This is a genomic window from Tenacibaculum profundicola, assembly GCF_057220795.1.
The window spans coordinates 698,909-723,965 of sequence record NZ_CM170137.1; the positions used below are offsets into that span (position 1 = coordinate 698,909).

The 25,057-nt window shown below is 33.3% G+C and carries 13 protein-coding genes; 8 read left to right on the forward strand and 5 right to left on the reverse strand.

The window, feature by feature from the left end:
• The first annotated feature begins 11 nt into the window (after positions 1 to 11).
• The gene (locus AC2TDS_RS02905) at positions 12 to 3,908 is read left to right on the forward strand and encodes a T9SS type B sorting domain-containing protein (protein WP_484737631.1); all 3,897 of its coding nucleotides are present in this window, start codon (positions 12 to 14) and stop codon (positions 3,906 to 3,908) included.
• A 125-nt stretch (positions 3,909 to 4,033) separates the two neighbouring features.
• On the opposite strand, the gene aceA is transcribed toward AC2TDS_RS02905, so the two are convergent.
• Together aceA and aceB are read right to left on the reverse strand one after the other, a co-directional pair.
• Complete coding sequence (gene aceA / locus AC2TDS_RS02910; RefSeq protein ID WP_484737632.1) at positions 4,034 to 5,311, reverse strand: isocitrate lyase; 1,278 nt, start codon at positions 5,309 to 5,311, stop codon at positions 4,034 to 4,036.
• Between the two features lie 80 nt (positions 5,312 to 5,391).
• A complete protein-coding gene (gene aceB, locus AC2TDS_RS02915; protein WP_484737633.1) occupies positions 5,392 to 6,987 on the reverse strand; it encodes a malate synthase A in 1,596 nt (531 codons plus the stop codon).
• 127 nt (positions 6,988 to 7,114) lie between these two features.
• Here aceB and AC2TDS_RS02920 point away from each other — a divergent pair, with 127 nt between their 5' ends.
• From AC2TDS_RS02920 to AC2TDS_RS02950, 7 genes are all read left to right on the forward strand, one after another.
• Positions 7,115 to 8,596, forward strand: coding sequence for a helix-turn-helix domain-containing protein (locus tag AC2TDS_RS02920; RefSeq protein WP_484737634.1), 1,482 nt, complete (start codon positions 7,115 to 7,117; stop codon positions 8,594 to 8,596).
• Positions 8,597 to 8,681: 85 nt separating this feature from the next.
• The gene (locus AC2TDS_RS02925) at positions 8,682 to 10,310 is read left to right on the forward strand and encodes an acyl-CoA carboxylase subunit beta (RefSeq protein WP_484737635.1); all 1,629 of its coding nucleotides are present in this window, start codon (positions 8,682 to 8,684) and stop codon (positions 10,308 to 10,310) included.
• Between the two features lie 29 nt (positions 10,311 to 10,339).
• Positions 10,340 to 12,340, forward strand: a complete 2,001-nt coding sequence (locus tag AC2TDS_RS02930) for a toxin-antitoxin system YwqK family antitoxin (protein WP_484737636.1) — start codon at positions 10,340 to 10,342, stop codon at positions 12,338 to 12,340.
• A gap of 57 nt (positions 12,341 to 12,397) precedes the next feature.
• Positions 12,398 to 13,114, forward strand: a complete 717-nt coding sequence (locus AC2TDS_RS02935; protein WP_484737637.1) for a YebC/PmpR family DNA-binding transcriptional regulator — start codon at positions 12,398 to 12,400, stop codon at positions 13,112 to 13,114.
• A 543-nt stretch (positions 13,115 to 13,657) separates the two neighbouring features.
• Positions 13,658 to 14,215, forward strand: a complete 558-nt coding sequence (locus tag AC2TDS_RS02940) for a DUF3575 domain-containing protein (protein ID WP_484737638.1) — start codon at positions 13,658 to 13,660, stop codon at positions 14,213 to 14,215.
• 387 nt (positions 14,216 to 14,602) lie between these two features.
• Positions 14,603 to 15,256 (forward strand): DUF2306 domain-containing protein, encoded by a 654-nt coding sequence (locus AC2TDS_RS02945; protein WP_484737639.1) that lies wholly within the window; start codon positions 14,603 to 14,605, stop codon positions 15,254 to 15,256.
• A gap of 612 nt (positions 15,257 to 15,868) precedes the next feature.
• Positions 15,869 to 16,396, forward strand: a complete 528-nt coding sequence (locus AC2TDS_RS02950) for a lipocalin-like domain-containing protein (protein WP_484737640.1) — start codon at positions 15,869 to 15,871, stop codon at positions 16,394 to 16,396.
• 937 nt (positions 16,397 to 17,333) lie between these two features.
• Here AC2TDS_RS02950 and AC2TDS_RS02955 read toward each other — a convergent pair.
• The 3 genes from AC2TDS_RS02955 to AC2TDS_RS02965 form a co-directional block, all read right to left on the reverse strand.
• The gene (locus AC2TDS_RS02955; protein ID WP_484737641.1) at positions 17,334 to 18,914 is read right to left on the reverse strand and encodes a hypothetical protein; all 1,581 of its coding nucleotides are present in this window, start codon (positions 18,912 to 18,914) and stop codon (positions 17,334 to 17,336) included.
• Between the two features lie 600 nt (positions 18,915 to 19,514).
• Positions 19,515 to 20,537, reverse strand: coding sequence for a hypothetical protein (locus AC2TDS_RS02960; protein WP_484737642.1), 1,023 nt, complete (start codon positions 20,535 to 20,537; stop codon positions 19,515 to 19,517).
• A gap of 438 nt (positions 20,538 to 20,975) precedes the next feature.
• Positions 20,976 to 24,977 (reverse strand): phage tail-like protein, encoded by a 4,002-nt coding sequence (locus tag AC2TDS_RS02965; protein WP_484737643.1) that lies wholly within the window; start codon positions 24,975 to 24,977, stop codon positions 20,976 to 20,978.
• Between the last annotated feature and the right edge of the window lie 80 nt (positions 24,978 to 25,057).

Here is a 25,057-nt window from a genome sequence, read left to right on the forward strand (position 1 = left end):
ACCCCTGTTCCATGAAAAAACTTGTAGTAGTTTTAATTACCCTCTTGTCAATAAACTCTTATTCACAGGATTGTGAAGGAGAAACGTTAAATAATAGTGAAATAACTGGTACGGCAGCATTTTGCTCGGATACGGGCGTTACTTTCTGTAACTCTTTGGCAGACGGAAGTACAAATCCTGCTAGTACTGCAGCTGCTGGACCCAATTATGGCTGTTTAATAGAGCAACCATTTCCTTCGTGGTTTTTTATAAAAATAGAGAACCCCGGAGACCTAAAATTGACTATTGAACAGACTAATTTAACAGGATCTCCTATCGATGTAGATTTTATCATTTGGGGCCCTTATTCTGATGTGCAAATAGACAATATTAGAGGGGGAGATTATAGTCTTTTAAACACTGCTAGCATTAGAGATTGTAGCTTCCTGCCTGACGCTATTGAGTTTTTAAATGTTGATTCAGTAACACAAAATGAATTCTATGTTATTTTAGTTACTAACTTCGAGGGGCAGCCAGGAACCATCGAAATGGAAAGTACCAATCCTTCCGGTTTAAACAGTGCTACTACTGATTGTTCTATACTTTCTTCCACACTTGGTATGGATCAAAAATTATGTAATGGTACCCCTATTACCTTAGACGCAACTCCTAGCATTGGTATCGCCTCCTCGTATAGATGGTTTTTAGATACTGGAACTGGGTTTAATGAAATGGCAGGAGAAACTAGTGCTACTTTAGTGATTAATAACGACCTCTCGGGTATCTATAAAGTCGAAGTTACCGATGACACAGGAAATATTATAGAAGACGAAATAAACATTACTTACTTCCCGGTTCCTGTGGCTAACAGTATTAACGATGAAGTTTATTGCGATTTTGATAGTGATGGATTTCATACGTTTGATTTTGCAGCGCTAATTACACCTCAAATTCTCGGTAGTCAAGACCCAGATCAATTTGACGTTGTTTATTACTTATCGGTATCTGATGCAAACGCAAACATATCTGCGAATGCACTTCCAAACAATCATACAAATCCAACCGCCTTTAGCCCTCAAGATATTTATGTACGTATTCATAATAAAGAAGCACCTGCAGCCTGTTACGATATCACTCAATTTGAACTTGTAGTTATATCTTCACCCCAACCTACGCAACCTTCCGACTATAACGTATGTGATGATGCTACTAGCGGAAGTGACACTGATGGAATATTCAATAATTTTGATTTAGCATCAAAAGACACAGAAATATTAGGAGCCCTCTCTCCTACCCAATACACGGTTTCTTACCACACTTCATTAGCTGGTGCACAAACAAGCTCAACAACCGATGTAATTGATAAAAATAATCCTTATACCAATACGAATCCTAACCTACAAACTATTTATGTTCGTGTTGAAAATATTAGCAATTCAGTGTGTAATGCTGTTTCTGATCCTAGTTCTGTGAGCTTTAAACCTTTTAATTTAATGGTTAACCCATTACCCGTGGTTTCTAGCGTAGTCGACATAAGACAATGTGATACGGATACCGATCTTAGTACAACAGTTAACCTTACCACGGCCGAACAAAACGTATCTGCAAACTACATCAATGAAACCTTCGCTTATTATCCGACTGAAAACGACGCCATTAACAACACGAATATAATAACCGATGAAACGGGGCATCTAGTATCAAATGGTGATATTATTTGGGTTAGAACCATAACAGACAAAGGATGCTATCGTATATCGTCTATCAATATTATTATTGGACACGCCAGTAATGTATCGTATAACAAACAATTTTATGCATGTGATGATTTTTTAGATATTGACGGTAATGATGTACCTGAGAACAACAATAATTTAGATGGTGTTACCAACTATAATCTCAGCTCAGTTGTTTCCGATGTCAAATCCTTGTTCCCTATAGGAATTCAACCGAACCTAAACATTTTAGTTTTCGAAACTATTGAGGATAGAAACAACGTTGAAAATACCATTGCTGATCTATCAAATTACCGAAATAAAAACATCCCTGCTCTTACGCCACAACCGCTGTATATTAAAATTGTCAACATGGTAAATAATGATTGTGTTGGTATTGGTGAATTTACCATTTTAACGGGAATTCCTATGGCTAACGAAATCGATCCCATAGTTCTTTGTGACGATCATGATAGCGGGTCTTCTGTTGATGGAGAAAATATAAATATTGATTTAAGAAGTAAAGTAGATGAAATTTTACTTCCACAAAACTCTAGTGACTTCACAGTAACATTTCATACAAGTTTTGAGGATGTTATTTCTGGAAATAATGCCATTCCTAATGATAGTTCTTACCAAAACAATGCTCCTTTAGATTTTGTTCCAGGTGCCGTTAGTGAGCAAACAATTTATGTTCGTGTCATGGATAATACCACCAACTGTGCGAACACTAATACAACGTTCAACATAGAAATTACGCCTTTACCTGAGTTAACCTTAAGTTTACCAAATATAGAAGTTTGTGATTCTGGTATTGAAGATGGTACTACAAAAAATGGTCTAGAACAAAATATCGATCTAAGTCAAAGAACTATGGAGGTTTTAGCAGATAGAGATCCTTCGCTTTTTAGTGTAGCCTATCATAAAACAGCCTTGGAATCTTTGACGGCAACCAACCCTTTACCTCTAATTTACGATATGGATGTTTCCAATACGGTTATTACTGATAATATCGGTACAGAAACTTTATGGGTAAGCATAACAGATCTGACAACTGGGTGTATCTCAGGAAACAGTCAATTACTAGTTATAGCCTTCCCTGAACCTGATATCCCTACAACTATAAATGATTATGTCAGTTGTGACGATGATAACGATGGGCAAGGAAATGATACCGATGGAATTATTGAAACGATAAACTTGAACAGTCATATTCAACAAATTTTAGCCAATTATGCTTCAAGTGAACAAAATACTTTTGAGGTTACTTTTTATACAACCGAACCTGATGCGATCTCCGGAGATAACCCTATAGATGGAGACGTCTATACGAATACAGCTAATAATCAACCTATATACGTTCGCGTAGAAGATAAAAGGTCTGGTTGTACCAGTACTGATTTGTCTTTTAATATCATTATTAATGAGCTTCCAGAATTTGAAGTCACTACCCCACAAATTGTTTGTTTAAACGATACTCCACTAACCCTTTCGGCCGAAAACCCTGAAGAAAGTGATTACAATTATCAATGGTTTAGTCCCAATAACCCCGACCATATTATCAGTAACAACATAACATTGGATGTTTATGGTGAAGGAAACTATAACGTTACTGCCATAGATATTGTCACAGGTTGCGAAAGAACCTTAGAAATACAAGTAGAACCATCTATAATTGCTTCAATTCAAGAAGAGGATATTACCGTTATAGACGCAACCAACAACAATAATAGCGATAGGCATTCTATTATCATTAATACTACAAACAGCAACCTTGGTATTGGCGATTATGAATTTGCATTAAGAGATGAAAACGAAAACCAAACTCCTTTTCAGGACGAACCTATTTTTGAGAACCTAGAAGGTGGTATTTATACGATTCTTGTACAAGACAAAAATGATTGTGGTTTGGTAAGCATCGATATTGCCGTAGTTCAATTTCCTAAGTTCTTTACGCCAAATAATGACGGATATAACGATAGCTGGGTTATCAAAGGAGTTAACACTACTTTTTTCCCCGTGAGTGAACTGACTATTTATGATCGTTTTGGAAAACCTTTGGTTAAATTACCAATCCGTAAAGATATAGGATGGGATGGGCGTTATAATGGTAATGTTTTACCTTCCAATGATTACTGGTTTAAGGTCAATTTAATTGATAAAAACAACAACAGTTTTGTTAAATTTGGTCATTTTTCTCTCATAAGAAGATAATAAGTATACTTTATATTAATACAAAAAGACTGTCAATAGTATTGACAGTCTTTTCTACTTCAAAATAATATAAAAACTATTACTTATATTCTAATAATAACTTTTATAAGGCATTAACTAACTATTTAAAATTGCGCTACTTCAGTAGAGTCTTTCATCGCTACTGTACTAGCAACTCCACCCGTAACCGTATTCTGTATGGCATCAAAATAGGTTGTTCCTACAAATCCTTGATGTTTAACAGCATTAAATCCTTCTTTTTGTAATGCGAATTCACGCTCTTGTAATTCTGAGTAACCAGCCATTCCTCTTTCTTTATAGGCTTTAGAAAGTTCAAACATTGATGTATTCAAGGCGTGAAAACCTGCCAAGGTTATAAACTGAAATTTATATCCCATTTTCGCTAATTCTTCTCTAAATGTTTCCATTTCAGGAACGCTTAGCTTCGATGCCCAATTAAATGATGGTGAACAGTTATAAGCTAACATTTTCCCTGGGTACTTTGCATGAATTGCATCTGCAAACTTTCTCGCTTGTTCTAAATCAGGCGTAGAAGTTTCCATCCAAATTAAATCGGCATAAGGCGCATAGCTCAAACCTCTATCAATACCTTGTTCAATTCCATTATTTACATGAAAAAAACCTTCAGAAGTACGTTCTCCTGTCAAAAATATTCTATCTCTCTCATCCACATCACTGGTTAATAAATTTGCAGCATCCGCATCGGTACGTGCCACGATAATACTCGGTACGCCCATTACATCGGCAGCCAAACGAGCAGCTACAAGCTTATTAATAGCCTCCTGAGTTGGTACTAACACCTTCCCTCCTAAATGACCACATTTTTTAGCAGAACTCAATTGATCTTCAAAATGCACTCCAGCCGCACCAGCAGCAATCATTCCCTTCATTAATTCAAAAGCATTAAGATTCCCCCCAAAGCCAGCTTCCGCATCTGCTACAATTGGCACCAAGTAATCAATTTTTCTTTCAGAACCATTCACTGATTGTATTTGATCTCTTCTCAACAAAGCATTGTTAATTCGCTTTACAACCATCGGAACACTATTTGCCGGATATAATGATTGATCTGGATACATCTCTCCAGATAAGTTGGCATCAGCCGCCACTTGCCATCCACTTAAATAAATTGCTTCTAAACCAGCTTCAACCTCTTGCACTGCTTGATTGCCTGTAAGAGCTCCTAAACCAGCGACCCAATCCTGAGAATTTAGCTTGTTCCATAATTTTGTTGCTCCTAATTTAGCAATACTATATTCAATTTTATACTGTCCTTGTAATTTTACAACTTCTTCTGCTGTATAAGGACGTTCAATTCCTTTCCATCTTGAGTTGGTTGACCAATCAGTAATTAATTCTTGAATTCTTTCTTGGGTTTTCATAATTTTGCGAGTGATTATAAATTATTAATTTAATTTGATAGTTAAGCCCTGTAAATGTTGCCGCATTTCAGGGCTTTATTTTATAAGTATTTATATGCTGGTAATGTTAAAAATTCAACAAAGTCATCTGATAAAACCAAAGCATCAAATAATTCACAGGCTAGTTCAAACTTACCTGCCGTATACCTCTCTGTTCCAACTAATTTCTTTATTTTTTCAACTTCTTCTTGTTTGAATGTTTGGTATTGTTCTTTATCAAACACTTTTTGATCTTCTAGTTTAACTTCATTTTGTAACCATTGCCAAACCTGGGTTCTTGATATTTCAGCCGTTGCTGCGTCTTCCATTAAATTATATAGTGCAGCTGCACCATTGCCGACTAACCAACTTTCTATGTATAAAATTCCAACATTTATATTTTGTCGAACTCCTTCTTCTGTAATTGTACCTTGAGGAAGTTCTACCAATGCTTCTTCAGTAATATCTAACGATGCTAATTTTTTATCTATTTGATTTTTAGTAGGCATGTGTTCATTAAAAACATTCATCGCCACCTCAACCAATCCTGGATGCGCCACCCAGGTACCATCATGCCCATTTTTAACTTCTTGCTCTTTGTCTTTTTTTACTTTTGCAAAGGCTGCATCGTTGGCTTCTTTATCATTTTTTACCGGGATTTGCGCTGCCATTCCTCCCATGGCATGTACTCCTCTTTTATGACATCGTTGAATTACCTTCAGTGAATAAGCTTCCATAAATGGTGTTTGCATCGTAACCTGACCTCTATTGGGTACTAAAAAGTTTTTATGGTTTCTAAACTTTTTTATGTAGGAAAAAATATAATCCCAACGTCCACAATTCAATCCTGCCATATGCTCTTTTAATTCATATAGAATTTCGTCTAACTGAAAACTAGCTGTTATTGTTTCAACTAAAACCGTAGCTTTAATAGTTTGTTGCGGAATAGCAAGATACTCTTGTGCAAAAACAAAAACTTCATTCCACCAACGGGCTTCCATATAGTGCTCTAATTTTGGCAAATAAAAATAGGTCGATGATTTTTGCGCTAACAAGTTTTTAATATTGTGAAAAAAGTACAGTCCAAAATCTACTAATGAAGCACTCATCAACACCCCATTTACTTCAAGGTGTTTTTCATCTAAGTGCAACCCTCTTGGTCGTACTAATAACACGGCTGTATTTTCATTTAAACGATACTCTTTGCTTTTTTTCTCATCGTAAAAAGAAATACTCTTGTTTACGGCATCCATCAAATTAACTTGACCATCTAACACATTTTGAATCGTTGGAGAATTGCTATCTTCAAAATCTGCCATAAACGTTTTCGCCCCAGAATTCAATGCATTGATAATCATTTTTCTATTCACTGGCCCTGTAATTTCAACCCTCCTATCCAATAAATCTTCTGGTAACGGAGCACATACCCAATCACTTTCTCTAATTTCTTTGGTCTCATCAGGGAAATTAGGGTGATTTCCGTTATCAAAATATGCCTGATAGATCTTTCTTTCTTCTAATAATGACAATCGTTTTCCATTGAACCTCTTGTGTAATTCGACCAAAAAACTCAGTGCTTCCTCCGTTAAAACACTTTTATATTCAACTGAATTAAAACCTATTAAACTAACATCTTTTGTAATCGTTTCTATGTTCATGATTATCATTTTTTAAATTGATACCACAATGATATAAAATATTTTTAAACTCTGCAAGCGAACGTTCGCTAAATCAATAAAAAATATTAAACACTATAATTCGCTATTTATTCCTATATTTGATTTTATGCATATAGAAGATGAATACATTCGACTGATTTTTGGGCTTAAACTAAAACAAATACGGACTGAAAAAAAGCTTTCTTTATTTGGGTTAGCCAAACTTACGGGTCTATCAAAATCATATTTAAATGAAATTGAAAAAGGAAAAAAATATCCTAAAACCGATAAAATTCTGTTGTTATCAGAAAGTTTAGAAGTTCCGTATGATGATTTGGTTTCTCTAAAACTAGATAAAAACTTGGCTCCTATTGGAGAAATTCTTAAATCAAAAATATTAAAGGAAATCCCCCTAAATCTTTTCGGTATTCAAGAGAAAAACTTAATTGATATTATTGCAAGTGCTCCTGCCAAAGTAAACGCCTTTATAAGTACTATTATTAAAATTGCTCAAAACTACAATCTAACAAGAGAAAGTTTTTTTCTCGCTTCTTTGCGATCATATCAAGAAGCTCACAACAATTATTTTGATGATATTGAAGACCATGTTGAGGCTTTTGCCAAGGCCTATCACATTAATTTAAATACCAAAATAAAATCAGGCGACTTAGAAGAGATCTTACTAGAAGAATTCAACTATACTATTGATAGCAAAGAACTTGTGAAGTATCAAAATTTAACTGAACTTCGTAATATTTACATTCCCTCAAAAAAAATACTCTTAATAAGCAATGATATTTCAGAAGCCCAAAAGGCTTTTATTTACGCTAAAGAAATTGCCTATAACTTTTTAAAAATTGAAAACCGATTGTTTACTTTTCCTTGGGTAAAGTTTGATAGCTTTGACCAAGTACTTAACAATTTTATTGCTTCTTATTTTGCAGGTGCCTTAATTATACCAAAGCAAAATTTGGTCACCGAATTAAAGGCTTTTTTCCAAAATACAGCTTGGGATTCTGAGGGGTTTCATAAAATCATGGAAAAATACAATTGCTCTGCCGAGACTTTTTATCAACGGTTAACCAACATACTGCCAAAGCATTTTAATCTTAGAAATTTGTTCTTTTTACGGTTTACTCATAAAGTAAACTCTCCTAAATATAAGCTCTCGAAAGAACTTCATATTACACAACAACAAGAACCCCATGCCAATAGAAATAATGAGCATTATTGCAGGAGATGGGTTTCTATCAACGCTATAAAAGAATTGGAAAAATCGTCGGAAAAATCTTCTTTTGGTATCCAAATCTCTTCATATGATAATTCAGAAAGTGACTACTTGGTATTATCATCTGCTACCCCTGACCCTTTTAGAAAGGATTTAAATAGAAGTGTCTCTGTCGGATTATTAATTTCACCACATTTAAAGAAAAAATTAAAGTTTATAAAAGACGATCGCATCGTAACAAAGGAAGTTGGTATTACTTGTGAGACTTGCTCTGTTCCTAAATGTGATGAAAGAATATCTGAACCTTGGGTATTGCAAAAAAATCGTCATTATGAAGATATCGATCAAACTGTTGCAAACATATTGAATTCGTATACGTAACATAATCCTTGTCTGAATCAATTGAACCTTATTATCTAATTTCTTACTTTAGCAGTCGCTTACAAACAACGATATTATTATTATTATGAACCTTACCTTTAATAAGAACGAAGATCACAACAAACTTTTGTTATCAGAATTACGTCGAAGACTTGCTATTGTTAAACTTGGCGGTGGTCAAAAGCGTATTGACAAACATCATGAAAAGGGAAAGATGACAGCTCGCGAGCGTATTGACTACCTTTTAGATGATGAGCAAAAGTCTATCGAAATTGGCGCTTTTGCTGGTGAAGACATGTACCAAGAACATGGTGGTTGCCCTGGAGGTGGCGTAGTTGTAAAAATGGGCTATGTACAAGGAAAACAATGTATTGTAGTCGCTAATGATGCAACCGTAAAGGCCGGAGCTTGGTTTCCGATCACTGCAAAGAAAAATTTAAGAGCTCAAGAAATAGCCATCGAAAATAAACTTCCTATTATTTATTTAGTTGATTCTGCCGGTGTATACCTACCTATGCAAGATGAAATTTTTCCTGATAAAGAGCATTTTGGACGAATTTTCAGAAATAATGCGATTATGAGTAGTATGGGTATTACACAGATAGCCGCCGTTATGGGGAGTTGCGTCGCAGGGGGTGCTTACTTACCTATAATGAGTGACGAAGCTTTAATTGTAGATAAAACAGGAAGTATCTTTTTAGCTGGAAGTTATTTAGTAAAGGCTGCTATTGGTGAAACCATTGATAATGAAACTTTAGGTGGCGCTACAACTCATTGCGAAGTATCAGGGGTTACCGATTACAAAGCTAAAGATGATAAAGATGCTCTAGATACTATTAAGGGTATTATCGATAAAATTGGTGATTATGAGAAGGCAGGGTTTAATAGAAAAGAGCCATTGCCTCCGAAAGAAGATGAAAATGATATTTTTGGAATTCTTCCAAAGGCGCGTCATGGGCAATATGACATGCTTGAAATTATCAAACGTTTGGTTGACAATTCTGAGTTTGATCAATACAAAGAAGGTTATGGAAAAACTATTATTACGGGCTATGCTCGCATTGATGGTTGGGCAGTTGGTATTGTTGCCAATCAGCGTACTTTGGTTAAAACTAAAAAGGGTGAAATGCAGTTTGGTGGTGTGATTTATAATGATTCTGCTGATAAGGCTACTCGATTTATTGCGAATTGCAATCAAAAGAAAATTCCTTTGTTGTTCTTACAGGATGTTACTGGTTTTATGGTAGGGAGTAAATCGGAACATGGGGGTATTATTAAGGATGGTGCTAAAATGGTAAATGCGGTGAGTAATTCTGTTGTTCCTAAATTCACTATTGTGATTGGTAATTCTTATGGTGCTGGAAATTACGCCATGTGTGGTAAGGCTTATGATCCTAGGCTCATTGCTGCTTGGCCAAGTGCAGAACTGGCTGTTATGAGCGGAGCTTCTGCTGCAAAGGTTTTGTTGCAAATTGAAACAGCCTCTTTAAAGAAAAAAGGAGAAGAAATCACCCCTGAAAAAGAAAAGGAATTATTTGATAAAATTAAATCTCGCTACGACAAACAAATTTCTCCATACTATGCAGCTGCTAGAATTTGGACAGATGCTATTATCAATCCATTAGATACCAGAACTTGGGTTTCAATGGGCATTGAGGCTGCTAATCATGCTCCTATTGAGAAGCCTTTTAATTTGGGGGTTATTCAGGTTTAATAGTTTTAATGTTAAAATACATCACAGTTATGAAAAATAAACTCATCGCAGGTATTGTTATTGCTCTTTTAATTTTTGTTGCATACCAGGTATATGTATTTACCTCTGCTAGTGAAGACAATATAAATCCGATATATTTAATTCCCGATGATGCCGTGTTTATTATAGATACCCAGCGTCCTATCGATACTTGGGATGAAATTAGTCATAGTGATATTTGGAGTCATCTTCAAACAAACGATTATTTTAATACTGTTACTGAAAATCTTAATAACCTTGACAAAACCTTCAAAGAACAAAAGCAGTTAGTTGATCTTTTTGGTGAACGAGACTTATTAATTTCTGTTCATGTATACAAACCTAAGAGTTATGGGCTTTTTTATACTGTAGATCTGCAAAAATTATCTAAAATTCGCTTTTTACAAGGCTCAATAGCTAAACTTGCTGGAGAACATTTTGAAGTTACGAAAAGAACTTATAAAAACCACGAAATAACGGAGCTATACAATCAAAAAGATAGGGAAACTCTCTATCTTTCTTTTATAAAAAACCAATTGATAGCGTCGTATACACACGTATTAATAGAAAAATCTATTGATCAGTATACGGAACCTGTTATTGGCAGGGATCTTAATTTTATTGAAATTAATAAAGAAACACCTGAAGATGGTTTCTTTAAATTGTTTGTTCAATATAAATACCTCAATCAATACCTTTCTTGTTTCTCGAATGATGTATCTGATTCTGATATCTTACAAACCATGCAAAAATCATGGTTGTATTCTGGTTTTAACATAGGGCTCAAAGAGAGTACTACGATTCAGGCTGAAGGGTTTACTAATTTTGATTTAACTTCTGAAAGTTATTTGCGAGCATTACAAAAATCTGGTAAAGGAAAAAGATCTATTGCAAAAATAGCGCCTAAAAACACAGCGCTTTATGTAAGTTTTGCCTTTGATAGTTTTGAAGAGTTTCATGAAAACTTTGAGGCCATAAAAGAAGAAAATGAAGAAGATTTTAAATCGTATAACCAACAAATAACGGATGTTGAAAACCTTCTTGACATCAATGTTAAAGAACATGTATATAGTTGGATTGGTAATGAAATTGCGCTACTTCATATCAATGACGCGATTTCAAAGAAACAGACAGATGTAGCGGCAGTTTTACAAACCAATGATATTGATAAAGCTACTGAGAACCTCGATTTTATTGTAACAAAAATTAAAGAAAAAACTCCTTTAAAGTTTAAACAGCTTAACTATAAGGGCTATACTATTAATTTTTTAGATTTGAAAGGCTTCTTTAAAATGGTTGCGGGTAAGATTTTTGAAAAAATGGAAAAACCATACTTCACTATTATTGATGATTGTGTCATCTTTAGTAATAGCCCGAATACCTTAAAAGAAATTATCAATATGCAGCGTATTGGGTATACACTGGCTTCCAATCAAAAGTTTTTAGATTTCAATGATCAGTTTGATGAAAAATCAAGTATGTTCGCTTATATCAACACTCCTTATATTTACGAAGACCTCGTTGGTTTTGCTGATAGAAAAACACAACGACAAATACATAAAAACAAAAAGTATATCACGTGTTTTTCTCAGATAGGTCTACAATTAATCTCTAAAGGAACTCATTTTGAAAACTATTTAATTGCTTCTTACGAAGACCCAGCTTCAATACAACAACAATTGGCGGCTGATAATCTATTAAAGAAGGAGTTGCTCCAAAAAATAAAACAACACAAAGATACCACGCAAGTATTCACAGAGGATACTGTTTTTAATCTTCCCGAAATATTCCCTAACGATTTGAGTTCTTCAAAATTCGTAACAAAATACGATAATGGAAAGATCAAATTCGAAGTTGAATTAAAAGGTGGACTTAAGCATGGGGATTATAAAGAGTACTATAAGAATGGTCATTTAAAGCTAAAAGGTAAGTTTAAAAATGGAGTTCAAACGGGTACTTGGAAAGCTTATAGTGAAAAAGAGGAAGAACTCTTATTCAAAAAACGATTTTAAATTGTAATATTTTAATGCAATAATTACTTTTGCAAGAATAAACATAATTATTTATAAATGGGAAGAGCATTTGAATTTAGGAAAGCTAGAAAAATGAAACGTTGGGCCGCTATGGCGAAAACCTTTACCCGTATCGGTAAAGATATCGTTATGGCTGTAAAAGAGGGTGGTCCTAACCCTGAAACGAACTCCCGTTTACGTGTGATTATTCAAAATGCCAAGGCTGCTAATATGCCAAAGGACAATATTGAACGTGCGATAAAAAAAGCTTCAGATAAGAATACAGAAAATTTTAAAGAAGTTCTTTTTGAAGGCTATGCTCCTCATGGTGTTGCGGTATTAGTTGAAACTGCCACTAACAATAATAATCGTACTGTTGCTAATGTACGTGCGGCTTTTAATAAATGTAACGGTAACCTAGGTACATCTGGCTCAGTAGCCTTTATGTTTGACCATACGGTTAACTTTAGAGTTAGCGAGGCTTCACTTCAAAGAGATCTGGAGGAGTTTGAGCTTGAGATGATTGAGTTCGAAGTTGAAGAAGTATTTAAAGATGAAGATGATATCTTAATTTATGCGCCTTTTGAGCAATTTGGTGCGATACAAAAATATTTAGAAGAAAATACATTTGAAATCCTTTCTTCTGAGTTTGAAAGAATACCAACTACCACCACAAAATTAACTACAGAACAGCAAGAAGAAGTAGAAAAATTATTGGAAAAGCTAGAAGAAGATGACGATGTAAACAATGTGTACCACAGTATGCAAATGTAAACCTCAATAAATTCCATTAAAAAACAAAACCCCATATTTTATAGGGGTTTTGTTTTTTAATGGAGTTTCTAAATGTATATTCATTAGTTAAAAATGAACCAATGAATTTTAACTGCTATGCTACCGTAATAAAACACCCTTTTCTCGTTTCTTCTTCATTAGAAAAAAAATCATCATTTTCTTTTTCCCTAATTTCAAATCATAAACGGTATTAAATAGTCACTCCAACTACTATAATTTGCGATTCTTAACTGACGTTTATGTCATATTTTCACAACATTCAATTCCATAACTTTACAACCGATATAGCCTAATGAGCTTTAAGGGACTCTGAAGTTCTATGTCATACCGATTCGTAGGTAAAATTATTCAATCATTTCTTGGTAGTCATGCTTGTATTTTGCCTATAGATCGGCTTTGTCATAACAATTATGGTCAGTAAATTAACATCACAAATGGTATCACCTTAACTTCCAACTCAATATTGGACGATTTTAATTTTAAAATGTGTAATATTGCTCCTAATTAATTCTATGAAAAAAAATGAAAAAAGCAACATTAGTATTTTGCCTAGTATTTTCTACTCTTTTAGTAGCTCAAGAAAAAAAAGAATACCCTCAAGATTTTGAAAAAAACCATGAAATAAAAGCGAATTTCTTTAGTTTAATTGCTTTAGAATGGATTGACTTTTCTTATGAATATTTAATTGACGAAGAATCATCAGTAGGTATAGGGACTTTATTTAGCTTTAGTTCAAATGATCATATCCTAGATATATATAAGAAATTCTCTTTAACTCCTTATTATAGACGTTACTTTTCAAGTAAATATGCTAGAGGTTTTTTTATAGAAGGCTTCGGTATGTTACACTCATATGAAAACTTTAATTATATTTATTATGATAGTGACCCATATAATTATCGAATAGTTACTGAAGATAAGACAGAATTTGCTTTAGGTATGTCTATTGGTGGTAAATTTATAAGTAAAGGAGGGTTTATTACTGAAGTTTATTTGGGAATAGGTAGGAATTTAGGGGGTGATGAGTATTCTCTAGACATTGTTGGAAGAGGTGGTGTTTCTATTGGATATAGATTCTAAAAGCGAGTTGATAAATTAATTTTCTCGCCTTTTTGTAATGTAGAAGTGTACTAATATCAATTCTTAGGAAAAGTTACTCAATCATACCGCATCTTAGATAAAGTTACACAACCATTTCCTTACAGTCATGCTTGTATGTTAACTATAGTCTGGTACTTGCCATAAACGATTATGATCGGTAGATTAGCATCCGAAATGATATTAAAACCACGAACAGTATTAGGAATATTCTATAAATAGGACACATTATTTTTCGAAATAATTATCAATTGAATTGCTTATTATATTAGAGCAACTCATCATTAAATAATAACAACTCAGTCATTAAAAATAAATTACATGAACTAATTACCTGAATTTCGTATTGTTAACTTATCTAACCAGAAAATGGAAAAAACAATACAAATATTAATATACGTCCACGCAGGTTTTGGTGGAATTGCTTTATGTACAGGCTTGGTCTCTCTAATTGCTACAAAAGGAAAAACAATCCATAAGAAATTTGGATTGATGTTTTTTTATTCAATGATGTCGTCTGGTATCATTGCCATGATTGTGGCATTGTTGCCAAAACATGAAAACCCTTTTCTTTTTGCCGTCGGAGTTTTTAGTTTGTATTTTGTTCTAACAGGTAAAAGAGCACTACGATTTAAAAGAAGAAATCCAGATTTGAGAGCTGACAAATGCATTTCAATAATTATGATTTTAACTGGGTTTTTAATGATTACACTCCCAATAGTGTTTACCCAAAATATAAACATCGTTCTTGTTGTCTTTGCTATTATTGGTATCGTTTTCGCTATACGAGATTTCAGTTTGTTTAAACACCCTGAGCGACTGCAAAAGGGATGGCTAAAGTTGCACTTAGGCAAAATGATTGCAGGTTATATTTCTGCTACTACAGCTTTTGTAGTAGTGAATAATTTTTTTCCAAGTTTTTATGGTTGGTTTATACCGGGCATAATCGGTGGTTTTATAATAGCCTATTGGATGAAAAAAATCAACAAAAAATTAGTAATACCATTTAAAATTGATTCCTAATTCTAGTAGTATTAGTAGCTTTAATTCAATGTATAGGTTAAACATATCATTAGACCAATTCCAATATATGATAACACTTAATTACATCACTTTACCTTATATGCTTAAAAGGAACTCATAAATTCCATGTCATACCGATTCTTAGGCAACATTCCTCAATCATAATGGAGCTTCGGTAAAGTTACACAACCTTTTGCTTGCAGTCATGCTTGTGTTTTATACCGATTGGAATTTGAAGCTACCTCATAATTTATTTTCACGCATTAAAAGGTTCAAATAACCATCGGCATGATACACTAAAAATAATAGAGGAAATTCAACGTACAATGGCATTACCTATAGATCAGCTTTACATATTAGCAAAATAAAAGCGTTAGAGCCTTTGCTCAATATACCTTAGTTAGCCTATAATTAACCCACGCTCAATCGTCTTACTACATACTTCTTACCACTATACATACTCTTGTAAAGGCCCTGTATATCAATTTGTTTGTTTATTTTTATTTTTATTTTTATTTTTTTGTATGATTAATTTATTTTTTACGACTAGTATACCAACGAAGTGATTAAGCCATAAGTTTAATTTACTTTAATAACTAAAAACATATACTTATGAAAGTTAATTCATTTATATTTTTATTATTTATCACGGTATTCATTGGTTGTTCAACTAATGATTCACCAATAATAGAACAAGAACAAGAGCAAGAAGAATTAAATATTGTTAGTGACGGGTGTTGCTCAACTAATGATTCATCAATAATAGTAGAAGAAGAAGAAGAATTCAATATTGTTGGTGACTGGTATCTCTATAGTTCCATAGTAAACGGAACTGAAATTCTTTGGGATGATTGTAAAAGCGAGACATATTTTCAACTTAATGAAAATGGGACAGGTAAATATTATAGGTATTATTTAAGAGATGGTAACTGTGTACTTAGATCTGAATATAACGCTAGATGGCGTTTTGAAAATAATAATTACGTAATAGAAACAACAACAGGGAGTTGGACACAAACATCATCTAATCCATACAGTCCAGTTGTAATATATACTCATAATATTTCAATTAATCAAGATAACAATATAGAAATACGTGTTTCTTTTGCAGAAAATCTTGTATATAAAAAGAGGCAATAGAACATAACTTGCATTCGAGAACATCTTAACCACATGAGGAATACTAATAGCTACTAATAGTTAAAATAGTTTCTCAGTTAGGTTTTGAATTAACTAGCCCCTTTCAAAGAATATAAAGGAATAGTTAATATGCACACTCAAAACCTAACGGAAACCATTTGTTATAATTTGTACCGGAGCCCCGAGATAATTGCGAAAAACGAACAAGAAATACTTTAATTCTCTAAATATTCGTTGCAAAAAATAAAAATTATAAAGAGAACTCCGTTTTGCTACGAACGGGTCTTATTATGTCATTTCCCTATACACACACCTGTGCTTTATACCTATTGGAATTTGAAAGCACCCTTTAACCTCATTTCATATATTAGAAGCCTTGAATTTACCATTGGCAATATACCCTAAAAAAACTAGAGAAAATTAAATTAGTACCACCGATATATACCATTCAAAATGAACAATATACAAGCCGTAGATCAACATCAGAAATGGTATTATACGATTTACAAATAAATATTTCGCATATCTATTATTTCTTTTGTAGCTATTTTTGCGTTATAAAACTTAACCATAGCTTGGCTATGCTAAAGTTTTATGCCTTAAACTAACTTAAAATAATTCAATACCTATACACGAAATATTTATCTATAAATCGTATTATGTCTTGAAGTTAACTACTCTTAATTAAATACTGACGTTTGCCATTACGGTAGGTTTGAATCTAGTGGTATCCACGAAAATGACAGTTATACAGATTATTAGGTGAAATCTCTCCTTAATATCGCTTCACTCATTAGAAGATTTCAAATAACCATCGGTATTATACGATGACAGTAATAGAGATGATTCAGTATAAAATACGATCACTAATCAAGTGCCATTCTCCACAAACGATATATAATCGTTAAGTTAAATGCTATAATAGCAGCATTAACAGTTAAATTTCGATTTTAAGAATTTGAGATTTCTTCTTTCTTTTACCTAAAAGAATGACTTGATTTTTTGATTTAGGTTTGATTCCTTTATTCACTTTATAAAAAACTTCAGAATCTTTTCTATCCACTAACTTTTTGAAATCAAACTTTCCATTCCCATCAATTGATATTACATATAAGTTTGATTTTTTAGCAGAGGTTTGTTTAAATTGAATTCTATCATCTCGTAATTTTTTCAATTTATCGGAGCAGTTTATAAAGAAGTGGGTTCTTTCATTAACAGAAACAGGAGTAAATGAACTGTTCTCATTTCCTATTTGGGCTTTATTGATATTTCTTGCCCATATTAAATTTCCCTGATGGTTAATTCTGAAAGCCATAATATCATCATAATGATGAACGGTATACATTCGCATTGATCCATTTTGCCCATATGTGGTGGTATGCATTGTTATATAGTCTTCTTCAGCAGATATAACCAAATCACCATTAGACATCACTTGAATATGTTTAAATACTATGCCTTCTAATCCTTTTTTCTTTTTGCGTTTTTTCCTTCCTTCTTTATTTCCATATTTATCTGATAAAAAAGTATCTGAAAAAGGGTTGAATTTTTTGGTTTCCATTTTTAAAGAAGCACGATCTAAATTAAAAACGCATACGCCATGATACTTATTTTCATTTTTAGTACCATAAAACCCTACACAAGACAATTGATCTCCATTTCTAACTAGAGCTAATGAACCAACAAATTTATCTGGGTTTTTAAAACTAATTACTTTTTCCCCGTTGCTGTCTATCCTGTTTAACTCAAAATGGTAATTAGATTTTCCTTTTTTCTTAGTTCTTTTAGAATTATTTTCGAAAGATTTCCCTAAGAAATATACGGCTCCATTTTCATCATCCACTTCAATATCATTATAGTCAAATAATCGATCTTTTATATCTTTAACAATAAGCTTATCGTAAACCATTTCAAGCTTATCATTAAAGACAAATATCTTATGGGTCTCTTTTTTCTTGTTTTTAAAATCAAAATTAATAGCAAAAAATTTATTGTTTTTCGACATTACAACTTCTCCCATATGATCACGACCTGGTTGAGTCATACCAATATGTTTAAGGAAAGGGAATACTAGTGCCCCAAAATATGTTTTCACATTATCTTCTGAGATCGATAAGATTTCTTTACTACTGAACTTAAAATCATTAAGTTTCAACGTTAATACACGGTATATAATTTTATCTTCCTTACTTGCATGTTCAAATTCTATTAAATTCAGTGTACCATTTTTAACGAAAGCGTTTTCTAAACGTCTTTTCTTCACCTCATAATTGTATTCATTTTTTAAAGAAAGATTGGCATCAAAATGTTGGATATAATATCCTTTAATTCTCTTTACAGCAAAGCCTCCCCAGTATTCTCTAACAGTAATTAAACCTCCTTGCTCATCATCTAAGGCAAAGGTTAAAAAACTATGTTTTTTCTTATCTTTAAAAATACCACTTTTGGTAAGATTAAAATTCTGAGCAAAAGCAATGGTATTCACTAACAATAAAACGAGTATTGTGATTTTTTTCATAGCATTTATATTTAAAATATCAATATTTTAAGAGAAACTAATATCATTTACCATTTGAATTTACCGTAAAAGAAAATTCAAACAATAACTGGTATAAAATTTGATTTTTTAGTTTTTCAAAAAACATGCCTTATTTGGTATTTTCTGAAAAACGAATACGTCAACCGTTAATTTAAAAAATTGCTTTTACCAGTTGATTTTAGAGGGCTAAAGTAGTGAAATATTCGGGTTTAAAAAGTTTTTTAACACCACTATATAAAATGGTTTCTCAAGAAGATAAACAAGGTGAATCTTATATAATTTTTACATTACCACAAATTTTTAGAAAAAAGGGCCTTGAATACCGTTTACACCTGAAGTTCACTTCATAGAATATGTCGTTTTGCATTATATTTCGTTGCCCAAAACACATCTATATTTATTATACTTCATCATTTCTTTCTGGCTGTAAATAGGCATTGAAGATAAAGAGTTATGATCGGTACATTAACATCATAATAGTATTATCTAAAGTGATACTATTTACCATTTGAATTTATTGTAATAAATTCAAACAATAACAGCTATTAACTGTTCTCTAGAAATCTATGACTAGCTAGGCTATTTTTTTTCTTGTAAAAAATCAACAAGCTTATTTTTATAAAAAGCTGCCACTCCTTTTACTGAAATAACATTAATGGGGAACTCCAAAAATACGTGCATAAAACTCAAAAAAAGTAACCCTACCACTCCTAATTTATAATCTATAAAAAACAAACTGACAGAAGTACTCCAAAGCAACAACAGCACTATTATCTTTTTATATCCCAATCCTTTGTTCCATCCAATTATTTTTGTCTTGGAAAACCAGTTTAAATAATGGTAGGTATAGGCAAAAGAAATGAACATTTGAATTTTGTGTACTGTTGTATCAGAAAAGTTAAAAGTTGTACCGTCGGAGAAATTCAAGAGTTTGGATATGGTAACATTCAATACATAAAATTTGTTTTCTACATACACATCTTTAATATAATGAGTCAAAGATAAAGGCAGATTAAAAGGTATACACAAAATTAAAAACGGAATACTAAATAATAACCCTACATTTAAAAACCCTATTTTAGAATTACTTTTAATACTGCCATACCACATAAAAATGAGTGTAAAAATATATACATGAATTATGGTTGGTAACAGCACTCCAAAAATTAAATTAAACTGCTCTTGTTTTACTAATAAAAATCCTAATGCAAGTATCGATACAAATGAAATTATTTTTTGTTTTGGTTTTTTAAATGTGAGAAGTGCTACGGCAAGCATTAAAGCAGTAAAAACGGCTATATTTGAATAGTCTTGAATTAATTTCAGTCCTTTTTCTAATAAGGTTTCTTTGCATAACGAATGAATGAAATCTAGTTTTAATAAAGCGGGTATTGTTATTACTAAGGTTAGAATTACACACAGAGTAAGCCATCTCTTTTCTTTTAAAAAGAACGATTTATCTTTTATCCAATTAATTTCTGTTAAGTAGTGTAGTGGCCCTAAAATAGCATATGAAATCAAAAACAATTCAAAAGGTAATATATACGCTAAGCCTAAAGAAATTGCGAGTAGTAATGTATTTAATCTATCTATACTTTTCATTATGGTAAAAATAATAATTTTCTATTTGTCTTTATTTGAAAAACCTTTTTTTTATACTATGAATGATTTGATATGAATACATCATTTTCTTACGTCCATACCTGTGCTTTATATTGTGAAAGTAATACCATTTACCATTTGAATTTACCGTAATAAAACGTCATTTTTCCTTTTCTATTTCCATATAAATAGAAATCATAGCTACTGCTATTATTGCTTTTTCTATCTTATATAAAGAAAAAAATATTCATTTTCTTTTACAATAAATTCAAACAATAACTGGTATAATTATATAATGCCACTATGTTTTTACCCTATAAAAAAAGCCTCATCAATTTGCATTGATGAGGCTTTTTAATACATTTATAATACCATTTACATATTAAAATTACCGTAATAAAAACGCCATTTTCAAATCATAAAAAGTATTATTTGCTATTATTCTATAATCATTTTTTTGGTCGCTACTTTATGACTGTTAATATAAAGTGTATAATAGTAAACCCCTGAAGCTAGTGATGCGCTGTTAAAATACAACTCTTGCTCACCTAGTTCAGTTAAATGTACCGTATCTATTATTTGACCCGACGTATTGCTAAATACAATGGCTGCTTTTTCATAGGTCACTGGTACATAGTACTTAATAGACGTTGTTCCGTTAAATGGATTCGGTATGTTTTGGTATAAAATTGGTCTTTCATTTTTAGGAGCTTCTCCACTCGTATTTAAAGTGCCTTCACAAGCACAACTCTCCACAATATCTAAACGATCTAACACACTTGTCATTTGTGATACAATCGTTGCTACTAATGGCGACAAATCAACACTAACTGAAGCTCCATTTTCTATCTCAATAATTAAGTTTTGACCCGATAAAGTAGCTGAAGTCAGATCTTGACTGTCTGAATTTATAAAACTAGAAAGATCTACCATATTCCCATTACTAATACTTAACGTACTTCCTGCTAAGGATAATGCTTGGCTATCCGTATTGTCTAAGTATCCCGATAAATCAACACTATTTCCGTTAGCGATGCTTAAACTCGTTCCTGTTAAGTTTAAATTTTGTGCATCCGTATTGTCTAGGTATCCTGATAAATCAACCGCAGTACCATCATTCGTTAAGCTTAAGGTGTTCCCTGACAAGTCTAAATCCTGATTATCCGTTCCTGTACCGTCTTGTAAGCTTGATAAGTCAACACTATTTCCGTTAGCAATACTTAAACTCGTTCCTGTTAAGTTTAAATTTTGTGCATCCGTATTGTCTAAATAGCCTGATAAATCAACCGTAGTACCATCGTTGGTTAAGCTTAAGGTATTTCCACTTAAATCTAAATCCTGATTATCCGTTCCTATACCATCTTGTAAGCTTGATAAATCAACACTGTTTCCGTTAGCAATGCTTAAGTTAGTTCCAGTAAACGTTAAATTCTGCGCATCCGTATTGTCTAAGTATCCTGATAAATCAACCGTAGTACCATCGTTCGTTAAGCTTAAGGTATTTCCACTTAAATCTAAATCCTGATTATCCGTTCCTATACCATCTTGCAAACTTGATAAATCAACACTGTTTCCGTTAGCAATGCTTAAGTTAGTTCCTGTAAACGTTAAATTCTGCGCATCCGTATTATCCAAATACCCCGATAAATCAACCGTAGTACCGTCGTTGGTTAAGCTTAATGTATTTACACTCAAATCTAAATCCTGATTATCCGTTCCTGTACCATCTTGTAAACTTGATAAGTCAACACTGTTTCCGTTAACGATGCTTAAACTCGTTCCTGTTAAGTTTAAACTTTGTGCATCCGTATTGTCTAGGTATCCTGATAAATCAACCGTAGTACCATCGTTCGTTAAGCTTAAGGTATTTCCACTTAAATCTAAATCCTGATTATCCGTTCCTATACCATCTTGCAAACTTGATAAATCAACACTGTTTCCGTTAGCAATGCTTAAGTTAGTTCCCGTAAAACTTAAACTTTGTGCATCCGTATTATCCAAATACCCAGATAAATCAACCGTAGTACCGTCGTTGGTTAAGCTTAGCGTATTTCCGGTTAAATCTAAGTCTTGCGCATCCGTATTGTCCAAATATCCTGATAAATCAACCGTAGTACCATCATTGGTTAAGCTTAAGGTATTTCCACTTAAATCTAAATCCTGATTATCCGTTCCCGTACCATCTTGCAAACTTGATAAATCAACACTGTTTCCGTTAGCAATGCTTAAGCTAGTTCCTGTGAAGTTTAAACTTTGAGCATCCGTATTGTCTAGGTATCCTGATAAATCAACCGTAGTACCATCATTGGTTAAACTTAAGGTGTTTACAGTTAAATCTAAATCCTGATTATCCGTATTATCCAAATACCCCGATAAATCAACCGTAGTACCATCATTCGTTAAACTCAAGATATTTACAGTTAAATCTAAGTCCTGATTATCCGTTCCCGTACCATCTTGTAAGCTCGATAAATCAACACTGTTCCCGTTAGCGATACTTAAACTCGTTCCGGTAAAACTTAAACTTTGTGCATCCGTATTGTCTAGGTATCCTGATAAATCAACCGTACTACCATCATTCGTTAAACTCAAGGTATTTCCACTTAAATCTAAATCTTGCGCATCCGTATTGTCCAAATACCCCGATAAATCAACCGTAGTACCATCATTCGTTAAACTTAAGGTGTTTACAGTTAAATCTAAATCCTGATTATCCGTTCCTGTACCATCTTGTAAACTCGATAAATCAACACTGTTTCCGTTAGCGATGCTTAAACTCGTTCCGGTAAACGTTAAGTTTTGAGCATCCGTATTGTCTAAATACCCCGATAAATCAACCGTAGTACCATCATTCGTTAAACTTAAGGTGTTTCCCGTTAAATCTAAATCTTGCGCATCCGTATCTGCCTCAGAGGCAATCCATTGAGTACCATCCCATGAAAAAGGAGAATTTAAATCTACATCATATACAAACAACCCTTTTTCTGAAGCTGCTAAACTTGTTTGCAAAGTTGTTCTTTCCGCTGTAGTTAATCTATTTAGCAGTAAGCCTTTGTTGGCACCTGTTAAATCTAAAGACGCATTGGAATTAGGAGTATTCGTTCCAATACCCACACTTAACGGATTAGTTTCACCTCCTAAAACCATGGTGTTTTCATTCGCTGCTGTAGCCGCATTCCCTATTGCTATAGCATTATTACCAGTTACCACAGCATTGTAGCCTATGGCGATATTATTGGTTGCCGTACCCCCTGTATCATTGGAAGCCGCTCCATAGCCTATTACGATGGCACCGTCATTTTGTACAACAGATCCAGAACCAACTGCTACAGCTTGCGTATTATCTATATCAACACTATTTCCTATACCCACTGCATACGATTGTGATATGTTTATTTGATCTCCAAGACCCACAGAATAGTCGGCAGCTGCGTTCATATTAAAATCATTTCCTATACCAACAGCTCTTGTTCCTCGCATATCATGTAACTGACCAACGGAAATACTATACTGGCCTGTATTATAACCAAGATACCCCATCATAATCACATCATTATTACCAACTGTCATGTCTGCCCCTATAAAAACAGTTCTACTTCGGTTGTTATTGGTATAATTAGATAAAGCTCCCATACCTACATTATCTTGCCCCTCTCTATTGGTAAACCCTGTATAATAACCAACATAGGTATTTCTGTTTGCGTTGGTTGTCGAGTTGGTTCTGTTATTGTCCCAACCAGACATCGCACCCACAAAAGTATTATAATCTGCATATTCAGTAGCTGGCCCTGCTGCTGCTCCTATAAACGTATTATAAATACCATCTCCTACATCTATCCCTGAAGAATCTCCCAAAGCCGTGTTATGATGACCCTCATCTACATCACTCATTGATTCACTACCTACTGCTGTATTTCTATACCCTACACCAGCACTAATTCCTGCCTCATTACCTATAAATGTATTTCTATACCCAGTGGTATTACTAAAACCAGCATCCTCTCCTATAAATGTATTTTCATAACCTGTGGTATTCAGAGTTCCAGATTCTTCTCCAACAAAGGTATTGTCGTAACCCGTTGTATTGAACTCCCCAGATTCTGTACCAATAAACGTATTGTCACCACCATAATTAGAATACCCAGCTTGCGAGCCAATAAAAGTATTATCGAATCCTGTGGTATTGCTATATCCTGCCTGATAGCCAATGGCTACCCCTTCACTAGTTGTCCAGGAACGACCTGCTTGATAGCCTAAAAATGTATTATAATGTCCTGATGTAATATTAGAACCAGTGCTGTCTCCATACATGGTGTTGTAGTCTCCTGAGGTTATACTTACCCCAGAACCTGTTCCGGAAGTTTCATTAAGTGTTTGTGCATGCACTCCTATAAAGCTAAGCAGTAAAATACCCAGTAGTACTCTTTTTATTGTATTCATAAGTAGTAGGTTTTATATTAATTAGTTGTTGTTTTGTGTTACGCAGTAGTTTATCTACGCAGTCATTATTTTCGTGTTAA